The organism is Paenibacillus sp. FSL R5-0744 (assembly GCF_037972555.1).
In the GTDB taxonomy this organism is placed as follows: Bacteria; Bacillota; Bacilli; order Paenibacillales; family Paenibacillaceae; genus Paenibacillus_AQ.
The window spans coordinates 600,715-621,796 of the sequence record NZ_CP150228.1; the positions used below are offsets into that span (position 1 = coordinate 600,715).

At 43.5% G+C, this 21,082-nt stretch carries 22 protein-coding genes; 19 read left to right on the plus strand and 3 right to left on the minus strand.

Annotated elements, in window-relative coordinates; translation table 11 throughout:
• Positions 1-50 precede the first annotated feature (50 nt).
• The 4 genes from MKY19_RS02725 to MKY19_RS02740 all read left to right on the plus strand — a co-directional run bounded on the left by MKY19_RS02725 (position 51) and on the right by MKY19_RS02740 (position 4,739).
• A complete protein-coding gene (locus tag MKY19_RS02725) occupies positions 51-488 on the plus strand; it encodes a carboxymuconolactone decarboxylase family protein (RefSeq protein WP_076285910.1) in 438 nt (145 codons plus the stop codon).
• 181 nt (positions 489-669) lie between these two features.
• Positions 670-2,412 (plus strand): spore germination protein, encoded by a 1,743-nt coding sequence (locus MKY19_RS02730; protein WP_339800104.1) that lies wholly within the window; start codon positions 670-672, stop codon positions 2,410-2,412.
• A 27-nt stretch (positions 2,413-2,439) separates the two neighbouring features.
• A complete protein-coding gene (locus MKY19_RS02735) occupies positions 2,440-3,531 on the plus strand; it encodes a GerAB/ArcD/ProY family transporter (protein ID WP_339268528.1) in 1,092 nt (363 codons plus the stop codon).
• Positions 3,528-4,739, plus strand: coding sequence for a Ger(x)C family spore germination protein (locus MKY19_RS02740; RefSeq protein ID WP_339800108.1), 1,212 nt, complete (start codon positions 3,528-3,530; stop codon positions 4,737-4,739). Before MKY19_RS02735 ends, MKY19_RS02740 begins: the two co-directional genes overlap by 4 nt.
• 22 nt (positions 4,740-4,761) lie before the next feature.
• On the opposite strand, the gene MKY19_RS02745 is transcribed toward MKY19_RS02740, so the two are convergent.
• Positions 4,762-5,646, minus strand: a complete 885-nt coding sequence (locus MKY19_RS02745; protein ID WP_339800111.1) for a CHAD domain-containing protein — start codon at positions 5,644-5,646, stop codon at positions 4,762-4,764.
• A 178-nt stretch (positions 5,647-5,824) separates the two neighbouring features.
• Here MKY19_RS02745 and MKY19_RS02750 point away from each other — a divergent pair, with 178 nt between their 5' ends.
• Positions 5,825-6,754 (plus strand): hypothetical protein, encoded by a 930-nt coding sequence (locus MKY19_RS02750; RefSeq protein ID WP_339800114.1) that lies wholly within the window; start codon positions 5,825-5,827, stop codon positions 6,752-6,754.
• Positions 6,755-6,825: 71 nt separating this feature from the next.
• On the opposite strand, the gene MKY19_RS02755 is transcribed toward MKY19_RS02750, so the two are convergent.
• Entirely contained in the window at positions 6,826-7,605 is a 780-nt protein-coding gene (locus MKY19_RS02755; RefSeq protein WP_339800117.1) for a carbon-nitrogen family hydrolase, read from the minus strand.
• A gap of 163 nt (positions 7,606-7,768) precedes the next feature.
• On the opposite strand from MKY19_RS02755, the gene MKY19_RS02760 reads away from it, so the two are divergent.
• The 8 genes from MKY19_RS02760 to MKY19_RS02795 all read left to right on the plus strand — a co-directional run bounded on the left by MKY19_RS02760 (position 7,769) and on the right by MKY19_RS02795 (position 14,585).
• Positions 7,769-8,197 carry a MarR family winged helix-turn-helix transcriptional regulator gene (locus MKY19_RS02760; protein ID WP_339800120.1) on the plus strand — a complete coding sequence of 143 codons (429 nt, stop codon included), beginning with the start codon at positions 7,769-7,771 and terminating at the stop codon, positions 8,195-8,197.
• A 36-nt stretch (positions 8,198-8,233) separates the two neighbouring features.
• A complete protein-coding gene (locus MKY19_RS02765) occupies positions 8,234-8,875 on the plus strand; it encodes a nitroreductase family protein (protein WP_339268538.1) in 642 nt (213 codons plus the stop codon).
• A gap of 27 nt (positions 8,876-8,902) precedes the next feature.
• Positions 8,903-9,196 carry a putative quinol monooxygenase gene (locus MKY19_RS02770; RefSeq protein ID WP_042184585.1) on the plus strand — a complete coding sequence of 98 codons (294 nt, stop codon included), beginning with the start codon at positions 8,903-8,905 and terminating at the stop codon, positions 9,194-9,196.
• A gap of 170 nt (positions 9,197-9,366) precedes the next feature.
• The gene (locus MKY19_RS02775) at positions 9,367-10,935 is read left to right on the plus strand and encodes a phospholipase D-like domain-containing protein (RefSeq protein ID WP_339268540.1); all 1,569 of its coding nucleotides are present in this window, start codon (positions 9,367-9,369) and stop codon (positions 10,933-10,935) included.
• Positions 10,936-10,996: 61 nt separating this feature from the next.
• Positions 10,997-11,374, plus strand: coding sequence for a hypothetical protein (locus MKY19_RS02780; RefSeq protein WP_339268541.1), 378 nt, complete (start codon positions 10,997-10,999; stop codon positions 11,372-11,374).
• A gap of 73 nt (positions 11,375-11,447) precedes the next feature.
• Positions 11,448-11,774 carry a metalloregulator ArsR/SmtB family transcription factor gene (locus MKY19_RS02785; RefSeq protein WP_339800124.1) on the plus strand — a complete coding sequence of 109 codons (327 nt, stop codon included), beginning with the start codon at positions 11,448-11,450 and terminating at the stop codon, positions 11,772-11,774.
• 99 nt (positions 11,775-11,873) lie between these two features.
• Complete coding sequence (gene sulP, locus MKY19_RS02790; RefSeq protein ID WP_339800127.1) at positions 11,874-13,652, plus strand: sulfate permease; 1,779 nt, start codon at positions 11,874-11,876, stop codon at positions 13,650-13,652.
• Between the two features lie 231 nt (positions 13,653-13,883).
• Entirely contained in the window at positions 13,884-14,585 is a 702-nt protein-coding gene (locus MKY19_RS02795; protein ID WP_339800130.1) for a DUF1361 domain-containing protein, read from the plus strand.
• On the opposite strand, the gene MKY19_RS02800 is transcribed toward MKY19_RS02795, so the two are convergent.
• The gene (locus MKY19_RS02800) at positions 14,582-14,899 is read right to left on the minus strand and encodes an MGMT family protein (protein WP_042184593.1); all 318 of its coding nucleotides are present in this window, start codon (positions 14,897-14,899) and stop codon (positions 14,582-14,584) included. The genes MKY19_RS02795 and MKY19_RS02800 overlap by 4 nt on opposite strands.
• A gap of 221 nt (positions 14,900-15,120) precedes the next feature.
• Between MKY19_RS02800 and MKY19_RS02805 the strand changes: the two genes are divergently transcribed.
• The 6 genes from MKY19_RS02805 to MKY19_RS02830 all read left to right on the plus strand — a co-directional run bounded on the left by MKY19_RS02805 (position 15,121) and on the right by MKY19_RS02830 (position 21,070).
• Positions 15,121-16,671 carry a spore germination protein gene (locus MKY19_RS02805; protein WP_339800132.1) on the plus strand — a complete coding sequence of 517 codons (1,551 nt, stop codon included), beginning with the start codon at positions 15,121-15,123 and terminating at the stop codon, positions 16,669-16,671.
• Entirely contained in the window at positions 16,668-17,822 is a 1,155-nt protein-coding gene (locus MKY19_RS02810; protein WP_339268548.1) for a Ger(x)C family spore germination protein, read from the plus strand. The genes MKY19_RS02805 and MKY19_RS02810 overlap by 4 nt, the downstream gene beginning before the upstream one ends.
• A 239-nt stretch (positions 17,823-18,061) precedes the next feature.
• A complete protein-coding gene (locus MKY19_RS02815) occupies positions 18,062-19,165 on the plus strand; it encodes an endospore germination permease (RefSeq protein ID WP_339800136.1) in 1,104 nt (367 codons plus the stop codon).
• A gap of 129 nt (positions 19,166-19,294) precedes the next feature.
• A complete protein-coding gene (locus tag MKY19_RS02820; protein WP_076285896.1) occupies positions 19,295-19,921 on the plus strand; it encodes a hypothetical protein in 627 nt (208 codons plus the stop codon).
• Between the two features lie 19 nt (positions 19,922-19,940).
• Positions 19,941-20,237, plus strand: coding sequence for an antibiotic biosynthesis monooxygenase (locus MKY19_RS02825; RefSeq protein ID WP_339800139.1), 297 nt, complete (start codon positions 19,941-19,943; stop codon positions 20,235-20,237).
• A 14-nt stretch (positions 20,238-20,251) separates the two neighbouring features.
• Positions 20,252-21,070, plus strand: a complete 819-nt coding sequence (locus MKY19_RS02830; RefSeq protein WP_339800142.1) for an aminoglycoside phosphotransferase family protein — start codon at positions 20,252-20,254, stop codon at positions 21,068-21,070.
• Positions 21,071-21,082 lie beyond the last annotated feature (12 nt).

Consider the following 21,082-nt stretch of genomic DNA (forward strand, 5'->3'; position numbering starts at 1 on the left):
GTGAAACAATCAAAAGATAACCGGTCTACAGCCGGAGAGGAGCTATCCCCATGGAACAAAGAATGGATCTGGCCGGTGAAATTCCAGCCGCATACAAAGCGATGATGGGTCTTGAAGCGTTCGTACAATCGACAGGCATGGAGAAGTCGTTATTGGAGTTAATCAAAATCAGAGCGTCACAAATTAATGGCTGCGCCTTCTGCATCGATATGCATACGAAGGATGCCCGCAAGGCAGGCGAGTCGGAACAGCGCATCTACATGCTGAACGCATGGCGTGAAGCGCCGTTCTACAGCGACGAGGAGCGTGCAGTGCTTGCGCTGACCGAATCAGTTACACTCGTGACGCAAGGACATGTACCGGACGATGTCTATTCGGAAGCGGAGCGCCATTTCGATACTAAGCGACTTGGCGAGATCATCATGGCAATTGTTACAATCAATGCATGGAATCGCATCGCGATCACCACTCGCATGATGCCGCAATAAACTTTAATTACGTCAGCCGAACGTCCAAGACTAGCATCCGACACTTTACAGATACAATAGAGGTATAAGAACATATGAAGTTTAACTTAGGGAGACCCCATACTGTGGGGTCTTTTTTGTATGCATGAATTATCCATCTTCGGTAAAAAATACGGTCACAGCTATAAAGGAGGTGTTAGGGGTGTGGAATGAGGTAATAGAATTAATTCCAAGTTGGGGTGTGGTTTTCCAAGGGATTATGATTTTCTGTGTCCCTTTCTTCCTGCTTCGTACAATAAGCTGGGCTAAAGCTAAAGAAGACAGGATAACGACTAGAGCGGAAAAAGCTACTGGTAGCAAAGGTGGAGGTGTTTCTTCCGGAGAAGACTCTGGAGAAACAGGCATTTTAGAAGGGCCGGTGAAGCAGTCCAGCTCGAATGTAGTAACTAAGGATAAGGGGAAGAGAATAACTTATAGTGGCCATTTTGAGGATGATTTGCAGAAATTCAGAGAAATCAGCGCCGATATGCATGATGTGAATGTAAGGGAGTTGCGAATTGGAAACATTAAGACAAGGGCAGCACTTTTGTACGTAGACGGTCTAACGGACAAAGACAAAATGGATCAGAATATATTGAAGCCATTAATGAATGCGTATCAGCCATTTAAGGAAATAAATACCATTCCGGAAGCGGAGGTTCTACAAGATATTCTCATTCATGAGATACTACTCATCTCGGAAATTGAGCTTACGGATAATGCATACCTCTCGCTTCAGAAGGTGTTATTTGGATCTGCCGTGCTGCTCGTGGAGGGGATATCCAAGGCTTTTGTGCTTAGTAGTCCGAAGGGGAATACAAGGGGGATTCAGGAGCCGGAATCTGAAGCAGTCCTGCGGGGCTCACGAAGCGGATTTAATGAGACATTAAGCGACAACACGGCAATGCTGCGTAGACACGGGCAGAGTACAGAGTTAGCAATGATTTCTTTTACTGTAGGAAAGAGAATGCAGAAGGAACTCATCTTAACCTATATCAAGGATATTGCGAATGATGAGCTTGTAGAAGAGGTTAAACGAAGAATAAAAACGATAGATATAGATGATGTTCAAGAATCTGGTTATGTCGAGCAATTGATTGAAGATAATAGTTATAGTCCCTTCCAGCAAATTCAAAATACAGAAAGACCGGACCGCGTAATGGCAGCACTTCTGGAAGGAAGAGTAGCTATCTTAATTGATGGTACTCCCTTCGCTTTGATTATGCCGGTGACCTTTGGAATGTTACTGCAATCTCCAGAGGATTATAACGATCGCTGGATGGTAGGGTCGCTGCTACGTCTTTTGCGTTTTTTTGCGGCAACGATATCACTTTTTGCGCCAGCACTATATATTTCCTTCCTCTCGTTCCAGCCAGGATTGATTCCAACGAAGTTGGCTATTTCCATTATCGCCTCCAGGCAAGGCGTTCCCTTCACTGTATTAATCGAAGCATTGATTATGGAGACCTCGATTGAAATCTTACGGGAGGCTGGACTTCGCTTACCTAAACCTATCGGTCCGGCGATGGGAATTGTCGGCGGTTTGATCATTGGCCAAGCCGCGGTAGAAGCTGGAATCGTGAGTCCAATCCTAGTCATTGTAGTATCAATTACGGCTGTTTCTTCCTTCTCTATGCCAATGTATAGTGCGGGGATGACGCTTCGTATGCTCCGGTTTGCAGCTATGTTTTTTGCAGCAATCTTTGGATTATACGGAGTGGTACTGTTTTTTCTTTTGCTTAGTAGTCATTTAATTAAGCTGAAGAGCTTTGGTATTCCCTATCTTGGTCTGGCAGTCCCGAATAAGACAGTCAATTGGAAAGATTTTATATTCCGTATGCCTTTGCAATTTTTAACCGGGCGGCCTACGTTGTTGAAACCAAAAGACCCTTTGCGTAAAGGGTGAAAAGTCTAGGTGAAGGAGGAAGAGAACATGAGCCCCGATGTAAAGGACCGAATTACTGCTGTTCAAGCGACGGTCATTCTAGCCAATTATACGATTGCGGCAGGGGTGCTTACGCTTCCTCGGACCATTGTAGAGGCCAGTGGCAGTCCAGATGTATGGATAAGTATTTTGTTAGGGGGAGTAATCTCCTTTCTGTTCGGATTGATCATAGTGAAGCTTAGTCAACGCTTCCCAGGCCAAACTTTTTTTCAATATATCGGGAAGATCATCGGCAAGCCACTCGGAATGGTTCTCTCAATAGGAGTCATTGGATATTTTCTCAGTATCGCCGGTTTTGAGATACGTTCGGTGCAGGAAGTGACCTCTTTTTTTCTACTGGAAGGAACACCTCCTTGGGCGATAGTGGCTGCTTTTATATGGATTGCCTTCTATTTATGCAGAGGAGGAATTAATGCGATCACTAGCATGTGCAGACTTATTGTTCCGATCACCTGGACAGTGTTTCTAGGAGTTTGTCTGCTTAGTTTCGAAGTTTTCGACCTCAATAACCTGCTTCCCGTCCTTGGAAACGGATTGGAACCCGTATGGAAAGGGATTAGGCCAACCATCCTGACCTTTACAGCTGGAGAAGCAATGCTGTTCGTTGTTGCTTTTATGGACAAGCCCCAAAAAGCAGTGAAGGTAATAATAGCTGGAACTTGTATATCGACGATATTTTATGTCCTGGCAGTTGTAGCGACTATAGGTGCCTTTTCTATAGATGGAGTTCTCACAAGAACCTGGCCGTTTCTCGATCTTGTACGAAGTTTTGAAGTGAACTATCTCATCTTTGAGAGGTTTGAGTCGTTGTTGTTGGTGATCTGGATTATGCAGATCTTTTGTACCTTTTGTGTTGCGATTTATGCAGCGGCGTTAGGCTTGTCTCAAATCATTCATAGAAACTTCAAAAGCTGTTTATTGGCGTTACTTCCTGTTGTTTATATAGTTTCTAGGATTCCTCCCAATGTGAATGCTTTGTTTGCTTTAGGATCAGGCATCGGTGATTGTATGCTTATTTTATTCGGTTTGCTTCCCTTACCATTATTAATCATCACCTACTTCCGGAGGGCTGCTTCATGAAAAAATGGAGGTTGTGGATCGTACTCTCTGTACTGTGTTCTCTGTTATCAGGCTGCTGGAGCAGCACACCGATTGAGGAGTTAAACATGCAGATTGGTGTTGCACTAGACAGTGCGGAGGAGTCAGGAGGCGAGGAAATAGCTAAGTCTGAAGGGGAGAATCATACGAAGCCTACAAAAATAATAAGCACCTATCAATTTACGATTCCGCAGGGGTCGGGAGGGGCTGTTATGAAGTCTTCTGCCAGTTCCTCTTCCTCCTCCTTTAAGAATTACTATAATATGAGTGAAACTAGCGATTCTATCTTTGAAGCGATGCGGCAGCTTTCACTGCGTACTAGACGCACTCCGATTGGTCATCATTTAAAGGTTATTGTGATTAGTGAAAAACTCGCGCGTTCCAACAACCTTACTAAAATCATAGATTTCTTTACTCGGGATAATGATATTCGTCCGAGTGTTATGTTATTTGTCAGCAAGGGAATGGCCAAAGATGTATTGGAAAATGCACTACCGGGTCAGACTCCTGCTTTTGTACTTGAAGGCATCTTCAATAATAGAGACCGGAATATGGGGATATGGGAGCCGGTAACTTTGGCAAAAGTAGTTGGCCCATTGCAAGGAAAGAAAAGCTTCTTATTGCAAAATGTTATCGCTATTGATCAGGAGACAAAGCTATCAGGAGCAGGTGTAATCAAAGGGACAACGGGGAAGCTTGTTGGATTTTTGGATGAGTCGGAACTGGAGGGGATGGCTTGGCTGACCGGAAAGGGGTTAGGAGGAGTGCTTAAGACGTATAATCCGGATACCAATGACCTCTTAACCTATGAGGTGAAATCCATGCATAGCAAGATCAAAGCTAATGTGAACAATGGGCAGATCTCTTTTAACGTGAAAATAAAATCTACAGGTAGATATGCCGAGGTCTTTGCCGAGAAACCGAAGAAATTACATGACGGAATTGTAAAGAAGGATAAAGCTTTGCTGCAGAAGCGTGTCCTAGAATTGGTGCAAACTACTGTAACAAAAATGCAGAAGGAACTGCATACCGAAGCTGCCGGTTTCGGCACCAGTCTACATAATCAGCATCCAGCCGTATGGCGGAGCGTCAAGGATAACTGGGACGAAACCTTCAGCCAAATTCCGATTACCTATGAAGTAAATGTGAATATAGAAGAATACGGCGCATCAGATACAACGGCTGAATAAAGAGGTTATAAAAGATTCAGAGTTACTTTATTTGATGTGTGAGCGGTATGACATCATTTTGGTGCAGTGCATCGAGTACCTCGGTTTTTAATTCTTCAGTAAAGGTATTCCATGTTTTTTTGCCGACATTCAGCTCTTCTCGCCCAATAGCATTTAGTGTTTCCAGCCATAGGCGTTTATCGTTAATTAGCCCGAGTTGATCTTGAATCTGCTTATATATTTCCTCATGGGCATGAAATTTCTGATTTAACGCAAAAGAGGCTGCACTAGCGGTATATCGCAGTTCCTTAGCAGCCATCCTCAGCTCATGCAGTGAGTCGAAGGCTGCTTCTGATTCGGCATCTTGTCCACGAAATATAGCCTTGCAAGCTTTTTTCTTCTGCTCGTAAGCTACCTCAAGTTCGCGCATGACAACGTTGGCATCTTTTTTCGCTACCAGGGCCTCTAGCTGTTCACTTAGAAAAGCTTTCCACTTCTCATCCAGATCCTCATTGATTAGCTTAGGCAGCTTATCGGCTAGCTTTTTACGATAAGTTTTGCGCTTGTCCTTTTGGTGGTCGATCACAGCCTTCAACAGTTCTGCTGTCTTTGTATCGCTGTTTTCCTTGGCGTGTTTACGTTTAGTCTTGAACGATTCAATCAGAACGTCTGCATCTCTGACCTTGCCTAATCTCTTTTGGGCTTTTTCAAATAGGGGGTATAGCCCTAGAGTATGACCAGGGTCGAGAATGGAAAGCAGTGTTAACAGCTTGCGGCAGTTCAATCTTGCTTGGTGAATGTCCTCGTCATCAAATTTGCTAATTGCATCATGGCAGTAATCCCAGAAATCAATATACAGCAGGTTAAGTGCCTGTTCCCATTGTCTTGTCTTGGTTAACTGTCGTTCCTTCATCACTTCCACTGTCATGCGGCATCACTCCTTAACGTTGTGTATAGCATGAACCTAAGGCTACCCCCTATTCGAGCTGGGGTATGTTCGTATACTATAAGGATAGCGTTATCATAACCTCATTTCAATTCTGATTTCGCACTAGCGAGGCAGAACGATTACAATATTACGGATAATACGGGAAAGAGGGGAATCGGTGGATACTCGGGAATACGATGCAATGATCAATGGATCTGTTAATAGAAGTAAAGAAGTCATCGGACTTCCTGCAGAAATGGGACTTTTCCAGCATCTAATCTTAAAGGATGACAGGATAGATGAGAAAGCAGGGGGCATCGGGGAGATGTTGATCCCGTTCGCCTTTGAAGAGACCCTTTGTAGGGATGTCGGAGCGGGACTTGTTCCTCCTAGTCTGCACCTATGGAGTCATTCCGGGGGTGTTGTGCTGGGCCTACGGGACAGCAAGCTTCCGTACGCGGCTCAAGCGATGGCTAAGTTGGAGCAGCAAGGAATTCGTACAGCGGTAAGACATTCCGGTGGTGCTGCGGTGCCTCTGGATGATGGAATTGTTAATGTTTCGCTAGTTCTCCCCAAAGGACGCGGAAAGCTGGACTTTCATGATGACTTTAGGCTTCTGGCTTCTCTGATCACTGAGGCAGTTGCTATGAGTCATCCACAGGCTGCGGCTCGAATTGAGGCTGGTGAAATTGTTGGTTCTTACTGCCCGGGGGACTTCGATTTGGCGATCGGTGGGCGGAAATTTTGCGGCATTGCTCAGCGCAGACAAAATAATGCCTATTTCGTACATGCATTTGTAGTGGTTTCGGGTTCGGGACAGGAACGTGGTGAACTCATTCATAAATTTTATGAGCAAGCCTCTGGAGGAGACTCAGCATTATCTTATCCACGGGTTCGTCCAGAGACGATCGCTGGGCTTGGCGAACTAGGTGGACCGAATGCGACTGAAGTATTTGCCGAAGGTATTAGACAAGCATTAGCCCACCGTGGATTGGTGCTTAAATCCTCTGACAGGCTACAGCAGGAGACCGGATATTTCCTAGACTATGAAGATCCGCGTGTTCTGGATGCTGCGCGAGTTCTGCATGAACGTTATGCCCAAGGATAAATGGATATTGAGCATCGTTAAGAAGGACGTAACGGAAATCTGGCGAGAGGCCAGCATCTGTTACGTTCTTTTTAATCATATAAGTCCGGACGTCTGTCTGCAAAAATCGGGATTTGTGCTCGAATTTGACGCACCATATGTAAATCGATATCCCCCGTTAGGATTTCTTCCCCATCAGAAGCTTCACATAAAATATCTCCCCAAGGATCAATTATCATAGAATGCCCAGCAAAGGTATTGTTAGGATCGCTTCCTGCACGGTTGCAGGCTACTACATAACATTGGTTCTCGATCGCTCGGCTGATCAGTAGTGCACGCCAATGTGACAGCCTGGATAATGGCCATTCTGCACTGACAAACAAGATTTCTGCGCCTTGTGCGGTATGGGCACGAACCCATTCTGGAAATCGGATATCATAACAGATTAATCCGGCACATAACGTGCCCTCCAATGTGAAGAGGCTTTTGTCTTCTCCAGGCTGCAAATATAGATGTTCATCCATTAGCTGAAACAAATGTAGCTTACTGTATTCGCCAACGAGTTCTCCAGTTCGATTAAATACAAACATACGATTAGTTACACCGGAGGCGTTCCTGCTAGCGACTGAACCAGCGACGATATTGATGTTGTATTGTCTGGCTAATCTGGAGATGAATTCCTTGGTAATTTCTCCTTCTGGATCACCAATATCTTCTAGTCGGGTCAGATCATAGCCAGTGGTCCAAAGCTCAGGGAGAATAAGACAGTCGGGGACTGTGGCGGCAGCTACACTAATTTTATTTGCTACAGCAGCATAATTCATATCGGGTTTGCCAAATGCTATATCCAGCTGAATCAGGGAGATTCTCATAGGATTCCTCCTTTTTGTTCAAGACTATAGCACCATAAGAGGATAAGCAATGTTGATTTTTAAAAAATGATTTGATATATTAGTTGACGGGTCAATGATTATCAGTTAGTATAATTTTATACAAAACAATTGCATGCAATTAAATTTATAAAGGAGGTATATTTTGACGGAGCACTATCCTGAGGAAGACCGCATATTTGAACTGCTGCAGGCATTAAACAAGGGAATCTGTCTGAAATTCGAACGATGTGCTGGCATTAGCCCCACACGGCTTCGCCTCCTGCATGAACTATTCCAAGTGGATGAAGTCAGCCAAATTACGCTGCAAAAGGGCATGGATATAGATGCGGCCGCCGTCACTCGGCACTTGAAAGGGATGGAAGAGAGTGGTACGATCACTCGCCGCAACAACCCCGCAGATAACAGGGTTACATTGGTCTCATTAACGGATCAAGGGCGGGAAAGAATGATTCAATATGGCGAAGAGAAGAGACGATTTGTCGCTACTCTGCTTACTGGATTTAACGATCAGGAGCGAAAAGTGCTCATAGATATGCTTAATCGTCTGCAATCTAATATCAATCTGTTGTAACTACCAAAATCACACACTCAAAGGAGAAATACACATATGAACGCTACACAAACACAAACCAATGATTTTAAAGAAATTATTACGGGTCGCCGCTCTATCCGCAAATATGATCCATCCGTTAAGATCAGCAAAGAAGAGATGACTCAGATTCTTACGGAAGCGACTCTTGCACCTTCTTCTGTAAACATGCAGCCTTGGCGGTTTCTTGTCATTGAAAGTGAAGAAGCAAAAGCTACTTTAGCTCCTCTTGCTCGCTTTAATGGCGTACAAGTTGAAACCTCTGCAGCTATGATTGCCATCTTTGGTGATTTGAACAATTTCGACTATGCGGAGGAGATTTATGGCACAGCTGTTGAACGTGGACTAATGCCTGCTGAAGTAAAAGAAAACCAATTAACTAGATTATCTGCTCACTTTGCTACCTTGCCACGTGAAGTTAACAAAGATACTGTGCTTATTGATGGTGCTCTTGTTGCAATGCAATTGATGCTGGTTGCCCGTGCACATGGATACGATACAAACCCAATCGGCGGTTATGAAAAAGATCAAATCGCAGAAGCGTTTGGCATGGAAAAAGATCGTTATGTTCCTGTAATGTTGCTTTCCATCGGTAAGGCTGTTGATGCAGGTTACCCATCTGTCCGTTTGCCTATCGATAAAATTGCTGAGTGGAAATAATACTTTATTCCTTAGGAGGAAAATACAATGATCATTATCCATGCAGTACTTAAAGTGAATCCGGAACGTCGCGAGCAGTTTTTGGCGGAGTCCAAAACACTTCTCACAGCTACTCACGCTGAAGAAGGAAATCTCTCATACGAGCTGTATGAGAATGCTGGAGAAGCAAACTCATTTATTATGGTGGAGACTTGGCGCGACGCTGAAGCCGTATCCAGCCACAATACGAGCGCTCATTTTACCGCGTTCTCAGCTAAAGCTGGTGAATTCTTGGCTGCGCCACTAGACGTAAAAGTATTTAGCGCAGAGCAAGTGAAATAAGTTATCTCGATTCTTAGTAAATCCTGGTTGATCTTAAACAGGGATGTTCCATAGCCATGGCTGCGGGGCATTCCTGTTTTTTATGTTCCCCGTTTATAAGGAGGAGTTCAAGGGTATCTATCCTTACCTTGATACATGTGCACTCACAATAAAGATAGGGGATCTTACATATGGAAATACAGAAAAATATGATCGATATCGTGAACTATTATTTATCAGGCGGTTCACTTGCCCGCATTATGGGCGAAGCAGGAGAAGAGGCGGAGCGCAGACTAATGGGGATCGACCTGGAGGCGGCTAGAGCATACCGACAGTCCATTGGCGGAGTCATTACGGAGGGTGAGCAGCTATTTCAGGTTCCTGGCTTTAGCCCAAGATTGCTGGGACAACTTACTGAAGTATTAGACAGATTAGATTCAGACAAGCTAAAAGCTCTGGCCCCACAAACCACATGGAATAACCAAGTAGATCCTTACGTGAATGGACCCGAGTGCCTAGGGATGATACTAGAAGAAATAAAGAAGGCACAGCATTATATTCACCTGTCCGTGATGCTCTTCTTTAATGACCATTCAGGCAATCTGGTTGCAGATGAATTATTTCACGCCCTTAAACGGGGGGTGAAGGTACGGATCATGGTCAATTACGCGCTGACAGCTTTAGGGTATGAGAACAATCTGGCGTTTGGTCAATTTTCCAAGATTTCTGAAAGGCTCGAGAATGCAGGAGCTAAGCTGTTGAATACCTTCAATTCTTATTATACAGCCGTAGAATGGCGTGTGAAGCGGAAGGCGCTGAAGCAACAAGGCGTACCGGAAAGTATCCTGTTCTTACAGGATAAAGTACAAGAGGACGTTGAAATCACTGGGCTGAATGTCATTGATCATCGGAAGTTTATGGTCATTGATGGGGTAACCTCTATTATTGGCAGCCTGAATATTGGAGATCAATACACGTACGTGACGCCTGTTCAGGCATCTTCTTCGATCAGTATAGAAGGACATCTACAGGGGATTCCTAGTAAAAAAGAGGAGTGGCATGATGGCTGCTTCCGGATCCGTGGCGCGGCGGCGCAGCCTTTAAATGCTAAGTTTCATTCCCGTTGGTTACTTCTGGGAGGTGATCATTTTGACGTGGATGATGCCTTCTACCATCCGAATGTAAATTATCATTTTGGGGAGGAAGAATGTACACTGTTTGCAAGCTTTCCGGGTAATCCAGTTAACTTAATTCAGCAATACTATTTGAATTTAATTACCTATGCGACTGAGGAGACGGTGATTGTAAATCCTTATTTGATTGATCAAGAGTTTTGGGATCGGCTGGGGGAGCTGGGGCCAGACTGTTCCTGTCATCTGAGCATCTGCAATCCGCTGAAGGTTAATGATCATCCTACCAATACTGCGGCGGTACGAGGCAATATGTATAAGCCGTTTCTCAATGGGGTTTCCTTTTATGATTACAGCTTCACAGGTCGTTTTTCACATTGGAAAATAACCTATGACCATAGATCACGGGCGGTATTTCATGGCTCCTACAACATCAATGAGAGAAGCGCCTGCCACGATTTCGAGCTGGGAATACTGGTGAAAGGGGAGGCATTCGCAGCGCGGATAAAGTCTATGATCGATTATGATCTGGGTGTCTCACGGAGAATTACGAAGAAAAGTGAGTTCTTTAAGCATCCTTGGCTGCATCCTAGTATGTATCTGAATAAAGTTACTCAGAATTACACTTGATAATATCGGTTCATTGTCATGTATAATGATCGTTATAAATTATCAAGGTGGAATAATAGCTATGAAAATCAAAATTACAAAGAGTGGCATGAAAAAGGATGAGGTATTCTTTCGCACAGAGTTTGGCGAGGGTCGGGGGATCTGGTGCGGAGCTCCTGTGGAGCCAGATAAGGAAACAGATGTGGAATTCGAGCTTTCGGAGCTGCTGATGAGATGGGTGGATATTCTGCCTGCACCTGCTAGTGAGTTCAATACAAGGTTAGAGGGAGATAAGGTTGTTTTTACCGGTGTGCTGGAGAATATTGAAGAGGACGGAACAGGATTTTTGCGAATAGGTGAAAGTTTAGTGATGTTCGAGTGTCTCGGTGAGCCTATGGCGCTTGGTGTGTTTGTAGAAGTACAGGTTCGTAATGTGAGCATCTACCCCTTGAGTATTTGACGCTTATCAGGGACTAAGATAACATACAAAGATGACATTAGAATCAGAAGTAAGCTATGAGGAGTAGAAGTCTATGAACACCGAAATTCAGCAATTTAAGACCGAATTCTTCAAGGCGCTGGCTCATCCGATGCGAATTCGTATACTGGAACTGCTCAGCGAAGGTGAGAAGAATGTGAATGAGCTACAAGCCATTCTAGGATCAGAAGGTTCTGCTGTATCCCAGCAGTTAGCTGTTTTACGCGCTAAGAATGTTGTAGCCAGTGTAAAAGAAGGTACCACTGTGATCTATTCGTTACGTGATCCTCTAATTAAAGATCTTCTGGCCGTAGCTAAACAAATATTTGATAACCATCTGGTGAATACCATTTCATTGCTCGAAGGTATGCGCGGAGAATAAAGGAATAACATTATTTTGGCGTTGACAACAGTTGCGTCCTAGAGTAATGTTCTTCTTATATTCAAATAATCAGATATTTAAAGAAAAGAAGGTTTGATCATGACAGGGTGGGGCCGATATAAAGGCTACAACATGAATGCATTTCGCAAGGATTTGATTTCGGGAACAATCGTTGGTGTTATTGCCATTCCTTTGGGGATGGCATTTGCTATTGCATCTGGTGTAAAACCGGAGTATGGCATTTACACGACAATCGTTGCCGGAATATGTATTTCATTGTTCGGAGGATCAAAATTTCAAATTGGTGGGCCAACAGGTGCTTTTATTCCTATCTTGTTTGCCATTGCGATGGAGTATGGCTATGAGAACTTGCTTATCGCTGGAATGATGGCAGGGGTTATTCTAGTTCTCATGGGGTTATTAAAGCTGGGTGTATTGATTAAGTTTATTCCGAGGCCAGTAACGATTGGTTTCACAGCAGGGATAGCGGTCATTATCTTCACCGGGCAGATCGCTAATTTCCTTGGACTAAGGAATATAGAACGGCATGAGAGCTTTGTAAATAATATGAAAGAAATAGGGCTTCATCTATCGACGATGAATGGATACAGTATTCTGACCGCCGTGATTTGTCTTGCCGTCGTTATCCTAGCGATTCGATTCGCTCCGAAGGTGCCTGGATCATTGGTAGGTCTTCTGTGCGCGACTGTGATTGCTGCGTTATTCTTTAGCGGCAAAGTGACTACGATTGGCTCTGCTTACGGAGAAATCCCTAATACCTTACCGAGCTTTCGATTTCCGGACATTACTTGGGAACGAATTACCCTGCTAATTCGTCCGGCATTTATCATTGCAATGCTAGGTGCTATAGAGTCATTGTTATCCGCTGTTGTAGCGGATGGAATGACAGGCAGCCGCCATAATAGTAACCGAGAGCTGATCGGTCAGGGGATCGCAAATATTGCTGCTCCATTGTTCGGGGGCATACCAGCGACAGGAGCAATTGCTAGAACAGCGACGAACATCAAGAGTGGCGCTGTTTCTCCGATCTCGGGGATCGTTCACGGTGTTGTGGTGTTTCTAATTCTCCTGTTGCTCGCACCCTATGCTTCCAGTATTCCTTTAGCTGCGATGGCACCGATCTTAATGGTAGTAGCTTGGAATATGAGTGAGCGCAAAGAGTTCCTTCATCTGCTTAAGATCAAGACCGGCGATTCCTTGGTGTTATTCATCACCTTCTTGTTAACGATATTTGCAGATTTAACGCTGGCTGTAGAGGTGGGATTAATTCTTGCGGTTATTCTGTTTGTGAAACGAATGGGAGAGGTTCATCTGGTAGCCAAAGTGCTGCCTGATCCGAAGTCCGTTAAGGTAGAGGCACATATGGTTACGGAGAGTCATGACTGTCCGCAAATTGGAATTTACACGGTGGAAGGTCCACTGTTTTTTGGCGCTGCTTATCGATTCGATGACACTATGCCAAGCTATGGTTCAGATCAACCTAGAATTATATTAATGCGGATGGGGAAAGTACCCTTCATGGATACCACTGGAGAATCCAATTTAGCAGAGCTTGTGCGGCATTTACAAGCTGTTGGAGGGAAACTTATGATCTCAGGTATTCAGCCACAGCCGCTTGAGCTACTCAAGAGAACTGGACTATATAGTACCATAGGTGAGGCTCAGTTTTATCCGCACACCGGGGAAGCCATTAATGACGCACTTAACAGCATCGATTACAACAAGTGTATTGGATGTAGCCATGCCGCTTTTAGGGAGTGTACAGCGTTCTCCTCTCTGGAAGAGGCGGGAAGTGTGCGCGGTCTGAAAGGGCGCAAGAAACCTGTAATTGCACCTGAACTAAATAGTGGTCTTTGAGTGAAATAGATAAGAGTCAGCCCGGACGTTTTTGCGTCCGGGTTTTTCTGTTCAAATATAAGAATTTAAGTTTCACATCATATATTATCCTTATATTTCTCGCTTAAACGCTTATCGTCATAATAAGGACGACAAAGGCGTTTATGCTTGAGATTGGACTTGGGAATGCCAAATTTGTACAATTGGGTATAAGTTAAATGTAAACTATCTCGATAAGGAGAATATAAGCTCATGAAGGAATTGAATTATCCGAAGGTGTTTATGCTCTTGGCAGGTCTGTCTGTGGCGACATTGGCCGTATATCGTGTAGTGTCACTACAGACGGATTCGTTTTATGCATTTTTACTCTGGAATTTATTCCTGGCTTGGATTCCGTTCCTGTTCTCTATGGCTGCTTATGAACTGGATAAAAGGAAGATAGGTGGATTGCTGCTTGTTCCGCTAGGCGTCGCTTGGCTGCTGTTCTTTCCGAACGCGCCTTATCTCATGACGGATCTGGTGCATCTGACGATAAGAAAAAGCAGATATATCGTGGATGGCACCATTCAGAATCGGTATTGGTATGATCTGGTCACCCTCTTATTGTTCACTTGGAGCGGCTGGTTGACCGGGTTCTTCTCTTTATACCAGTTCCAGACGGTTGTTTATCGCAAGAGCAGCCTGCTGTTCTCTTGGATATTCGTATTCGCAGCATGTGTACTTGGGGGGTATGGTGTCCTGCTTGGCCGAGTCTACAGGCTGAATAGCTGGGATGTACTGACGGACCGGCATCAGTTGTACCAACTGGTTATGGACAGCTTGAATCGACAGTCGGTATTTTTCAGCTTGTTCATTGCGTTTGTACTGCTGGTTATCTACGCTACGATGTACTGTTTGCTGAATGGTCTTGGAACCAGTGAAAGAGGAAGGGGCGCTAAGCACATACGTGGTTAATCCATAAATTCCGGATCAAATTGGTATTGCTTCAGATCTACCACACCTTTTTCATTAAAAATAATCCCTTCCTCCTGTAAATAAAGCTTCTGGAGGGAGTTGGATTCATCTTCAGTCAAGGCGATCATTCCTTTGGCGTTGATAACCCGATGCCAGGGAAGCTTATATTTTCTACTCATGGAGTGAAGGATACGAACTACCTGCCTTGCGCCTCTTGGGCTTCCTGCCGCACGAGCAACGCCTCCGTAAGTCATCACTTTTCCTTCAGGTATAGATTGTATGATACGAATCACTTGTTCTGTAAATGGTGTCATAGGGAGCTCCTATCTCTTATTTTCATCAAATTATACCAGATGATCATTACAATCATAAACATTCAACATGCCGCTGCTAAAGCGGCTTTTTTTTATTTTAACGGATGGACTTTACTCTCCTTTGCGAAGAAGTTGATCTCTTTACAGTATAATTTTGGCGGATAGTATTTAGTGAGATGGGGGATAATTTCTAGGAAACTATTGTGACAGGAGTGACTACTGTGGAGAAACAGACAGCAGATGGTATCCGCAAAGATTCCCTAAAAAATACGACGTCTGGGCAGACTCCGAGTACGTCACTAGATGAAATGATGAATCTGTTTCGACAAATATTCAAGGATGATGGAACACTTAGAATAAGGGTGATAAATAATATCCATAGTGACGACATCCGCTGCGGATTAGTCTATGTAGACGGAATGGTAGACAGGGAAATGATCCAGTACGGGGTGATAAAGCCTCTAATGGATTTTGATTTTACGGCAATGGATAGCGGGAATACAGCTGAAATGATGGAGAAAATTCGGACGCTGGTTATTAACATTAGCGATGTGGTCTGCTCTACGAGTTTGGATGAGATGGTTAGCGCGGTCGTAGCCGGAAAAACTTTGTTTCTGATGGATGGCTTTGCGGGTGCGCTTAACATTAGTGCGCAGGGGTGGGAAACGAAGGCCATCGCGGAGCCTGTGACGGAAAAAAGTGTAAAGGGTCCGCGAGAAGGTTTTACAGAGTCGCTGCTTGTAAACTTGACGCTCATTCGCCGAAGAGTGCAAAGTCCGGACTTAAAGATTATTTATGGTCAAGTCGGGACTCGCTCCAAAACACAAACTTGTATTTGTTATATCGAAGGTTTGGCCTCACCGGATGTTATTAAAGAGCTGCAGAACCGAATTCAACAGGTAGACATAGATGTTGTATTGGATACGTCTATTCTTTCGGAGCTTATTCGAGATGAACCCTTTTCACCCTTTGAAATGACGGGAAGCACAGAACGTCCTGATTCTGTAGTAAGCAAAATTATGGAGGGTAGAGTTGCCTTATTAATGGAAGGCAGTCCTTATGCAATGACAGTGCCCTATTTGTTTGTGGAGAATTTTCAGGCCAGTGCTGATTATTATATTAACTATTACTTTGGTTCGTTTAACCGAATGATAAGGGTACTTGGAGCCTTTTTGTCTATTAGTATTCCTGCTTTGTACGTAGCGTTGGTTACCTATAGTCAGGAAATGCTGCCTACCATGTTGTTACTTAGTATTTCAACGTCGAGAGTAGCCGTTCCTTTTCCAACTGTGGTGGAGGTCTTGTTCATGCTAACGATATTTGAAATTCTGCGAGAGGCAGGAGAACGAATACCGACCTACATTGGTCAGGCGATTAGCATCGTAGGTGCGCTTGTACTGGGTCAGGCGGCTGTGGAAGCGAGAATCGTTAGCGCTCCTATGATTATTGTAGTGGGTTTAACAGGAATTATGGCTTTGCTTAACCCAAGACTGACAGGTCCTCTAATCGTAGTAAGGTCGCTTTTGCTGTTCGTAACCTTTTTTCTGGGATTATATGGGTATTTTTTGGGTGTGATCGGTTTAGTGATTCATTTGATGAGTTTACGTTCCTTTGGGGTTCAGTACATGCTTGGAGTAGGTTCTATTCATCCGCAGGACATTAAGGATACAGCTATAAGGGCGCCGTGGTGGCATATGTATTTACGTCCGGCGATGATTGGAGCGCGTAACCGAAAGAGAAAAGCGACCAATAAAGTAAGGAATCGGTCATGAAAAAAATCAAAAAAGGGTTGCTAGCTTGTATATCGCTATTACTTCTGGTAAGTACCTTGGGTTGTTGGGATTACGCCGAAATTGAAGATAGGGCAGTTGTAGCAGGCGTGGGCATCGATAAGGATTCTGACGGGAAGCTACTAGCAACGGTCGAAATTGTGGATACGAAAGAGGGGATGAAATCTAGTCAAGCGGGTTATAAGATGGTTAGTCTTTCAGGAAAAACGATGTTTGATATTGTAAGAAGCATGATTTCAATCACGGGAAAGAAACTATTTTGGAGTCATTCCAAGGCGATCATCCTCAGTGAGGAGATAGCGAAGGAAGGGGTTGTAAAAGTGATTGATTGGTACAACAGAGATACAGAAACTCGATCGGATGTATACGTGTTTGTTTCTAAAGAGAAGACGGCTCAGGAAGTAATTAATTTGAATAGCTCAACAGAAACTATTATGTCTTATGGTCTTGCTCAGCAGATGGCAATTGAACAAAATGTTAGTACGGCCCCGGTTGTGGAGATTTGGGACTTCATTGAAAAGCTGGAGACGCCCGGGGATTGTGCTATAGCTCCTCTTATTTATATTCACGAAAAAAATGGTCAGAAAAATCCGCGTGTTAGTGGAACTGCTATATTCAAAATGGACAAAATGATTGGCAAACTGAGTGGCGAAGAGACCAAGTACATGTTGTTTATTAAAGATGAGATAAAGGGTGGGGTGTTAACCGTGAATAACGAAAAGGGAGCCCCCGACTTCACACTTGAGATTTTTTCCAATAAAACAAAATTAAAGCCTGTTTGGGTAAACGGTAAGCTCCAATTACAGATAAATATGGTCACACATACCGGGCTTGATGAGGTAATGACTACTGAAGGATTCACTAGTCTGAATAGTAAGAATGTTATAGAGAAGCGTGCCGCTAAGGAATTACAGAAGCATATTCTCTCTGTAATTAAGAAGTTGCAGCAGGAATATCATTCCGATATTTTTGGATTCGGAGAGATTATCTTTGAGAATATGCCTAAGACCTGGACCGAGCTAGATAAAGATTGGGAGCGGGAATTCTCTGATCTAGATGTGGTTGTAAATTCAACAGTAATTATTGAGAGCAGTGCTCAAAACTCAAGATCTATCCAGATCCATCAAGAATAGGTGATAAAATTGGTTGTTATCGTTGTGTTGATCTACTTTTTTGTTGTATTGATGGATCCTTACGGATTGTTAAAGCAAGGGATAAAACGGGATTTTTATGTGTGTTGTACACTATGTCTGTTTTCTTTCTGTATTGCTTTTGCATTGGCCATGAAATGGCAGCTTCCTAGTCCTTCACCTTTAATTGTAAGCTGGATCAGCAAGTTATTTTAGTTACAAGTCCAAGAGGAGATTTAAGCATGAAAAAAGAGATCATACCCACAGGGCATTCTATAAGTATTGTTGTTCTATTTATTATTGGGACTTCACTATTCATGGGTCTGCCGGGGAAATCGGGCAACAGTAGCTGGATTGCTCTACTTTTTGCCATATCTTTAACGGTTCCCCTGCTGTTTATATACGCCAGATTTCATGTGCTTTTTCCGGGTAAGAATCTATTTGATATATTGATCATCGTATTTGGATCTATCTTTGGGAGAGTAGTTTCTTGTATGTATATATGGTACGCGCTGCATATGGGGGCCCTCGTTCTACGGAATTTTGGGGAATTTAGTAAAACGGTTGCCTTGACAGAGACGCCTATGATTGCACCCATGTTATGCGTAGGTCTGTTATGTATTTGGGTGGTTAAGGCAGGAATTGAGGTGATTGGGAGATGTGCTAAGCTATTTCTGCTGCTTCTTTTAGCTGAGGTTCTATTTATTGAAATCTTAGCCATTCCCAAGCTCAAGTATCACTATTTGAAGCCTTTTCTTGCCAGTGGATGGTCACCAATATTTGCAGATACATTTGGATCATTTACTTTTCCTTTTGCTGAAATTGTTCTTTTTATGGGCGTATTTAGTCATTTACCGGCAAAAGACTCAGCCAAAAAGATTCTGCTAAGCGGATTGCTGATTTCTGGTGGGGTGATTTTGCTCGTTTCTCTGCGGAATTTGCTGATTCTCAATCCTGATATTGTTCAAAGTTTATACTTCCCCTCTTATGTAGCGGTTAGTCGGATTAATATAGGGGATTTTTTGACCCGAATGGAGGCATCATCAGCACTTGGATTTGTCATCACGATATTCATAAAGGCTAGCTTATGTTTATATGTGGCTAGTGTTGGAGTCGCTAAATTATTCAATCTGAAGAGCTACCGATCCGTTGTGCTTCAGCTGGGATTGATTATGGTTTATTTCTCTCGATTTATCTTCAAGGATATTATGGAGATGCAGCATTTTGCCTATACTATTTATCCAATATATGCGCTTCCTTTTCAGGTGATTATTCCGTTGATATTGTGGATTTGTGCTGAAATTAAGGTTAGTAAAAGTAAAAATAAGCAGGTGGTATCACAGTAATAGACCTACTTTCGAACATTCCTGATCTCTAGTAAAGATTAGGAATTCTTTGATTTTAAAACTAAACATAAGTTAGCTATAATGATAGATATATATAGAATGGTTGTTTTAGAAAAGAGGGAAACAGGTATGAACGTCAGCAACATCATTATGTCCTCATATTGGGGTAGAGAGGTTAGACATAAATATATTACTCAAGGATCTAAGGCATTGGCTGTTATTTTTCCAGGTAAAAATTACTCGGCTGAACGCCCCCTGCTAGATTATGCGGCCAAAGCAGCTCGGGAACATAATTGCGATGTCCTGCTGCTTGAATATGGCTACCAGAGTGCTAGAGTAGGTTTTAAGCGTGATGAAATGATTATTCTCATTCAGGAATGTAAAGCGGCCATTGCATCTCTTCCTGAATACAAAAAGATTCTATTCATTAGCAAAAGCGTGGGTTCGGTCATAGCAGGGAGAATTGCAGAAGAGCTAGAAATACAGAAAAAGACGTCTCATCTATATATAACACCATTACCTGAGGCGATCCCTTTGATACAGCAGAGTCGTGGGACTGTAATTTATGGCGGAAGCGACCCTTTATTTAGCGAACAGCTTTCTGGTGAAATTAGTGGGCTTCATCATTTAAAAGTGTATAGAATCGATGATGCTAATCATAGCCTTGAGGTAGAGCTGGTCAACGAGTCACTAGCCATTCTGCTTGTTATTATTAATTTTTATCATGAATTTTTCCGTGATGCTTTAAATACATAACCTTTGGAGGATGCTGATTATGATTTTGGAAGCTGCGATGCTGCAAGTGAAGCCTGGTTTAACTACTGAATTTGAAAAAAGCCTCAAGGAGGCATCAAGCTTAATTTCTTCGATCGAAGGCTACATAGGGCATGAATTGCAACATTGCTTGGAGGATGATCATAAGTATCTGCTGCTTGTGAAGTGGAGAACGCTTGAAGATCACACCATAGGATTCAGAGAATCCAGCCAGTATCAGGAATGGAAGGCGCTACTTCACCATTACTACGATCCATTTCCGGTTGTTGAGCATTTTACCCGCATTAATCTGGACTAAATGGAGGCTGCCGAATGAAGGCGAAGCTTGTTGGGAAAGGCAGAACAGCGGAGATCTGGCAGCATGATGATCAGAGGATTCTTAAATTGTACCTAGAGGATGTTTCAGAACAGAATATTAGCCGAGAATATAAGATCAGCCAGTTTGTGCACTCGCAGCGCGTCCGGACACCACAGCCATTTGAACTCATTTCTGAACAATCAAGACAAGGTATTGTATTTCAACAAATTAAAGGTCCCTCCCTGCTAAAGGTGATGGGTGAGAAGCCTTGGAAAGTTAGTAAGTATGCCAGAATGATGGCTAGGCTTCACTACGATTTGCATAAACTTGAAATTACTGAGGAGATTGGACAGCAGAAGGATATGTTGAAGTGGAATATCATGGGGGCTCCAATGCTTAGTGAAGATGAGAAGTCAGCCATCCTGCGCTATCTGGAGAAGTTACCACAAGGAACCTATTTATGTCATGGAGATTTCCATCCTGACAATGTACTTATGGATGATCAGCTCTGGGTAATCGACTGGATGACAGGTGTGGCGGGAGAACCAGCGGCCGATGCTGCGCGATCTGTAGTGATGTTCAGTATGGGAGCCATGCCCCCTGGAGCCTCTGCCTTATCGAGAATGATGATAGGTTTTATTAGAAAGAAATTAACCAAGGGATATATTCAGGAGTATCTCCGTTTATCAGGACTCACCTATGAGGACGTAGACCACTGGATTTTGCCGATCGCTGCTGCGCGTCTGGTGGAAGGACTTCCGCCACCGGAGAAGGAGCTTCTAGTAAAAGAAGTGCGTAAACGTCTGCAGACCTTAACCGTGGGACTAACTTGATCATAACAAGAA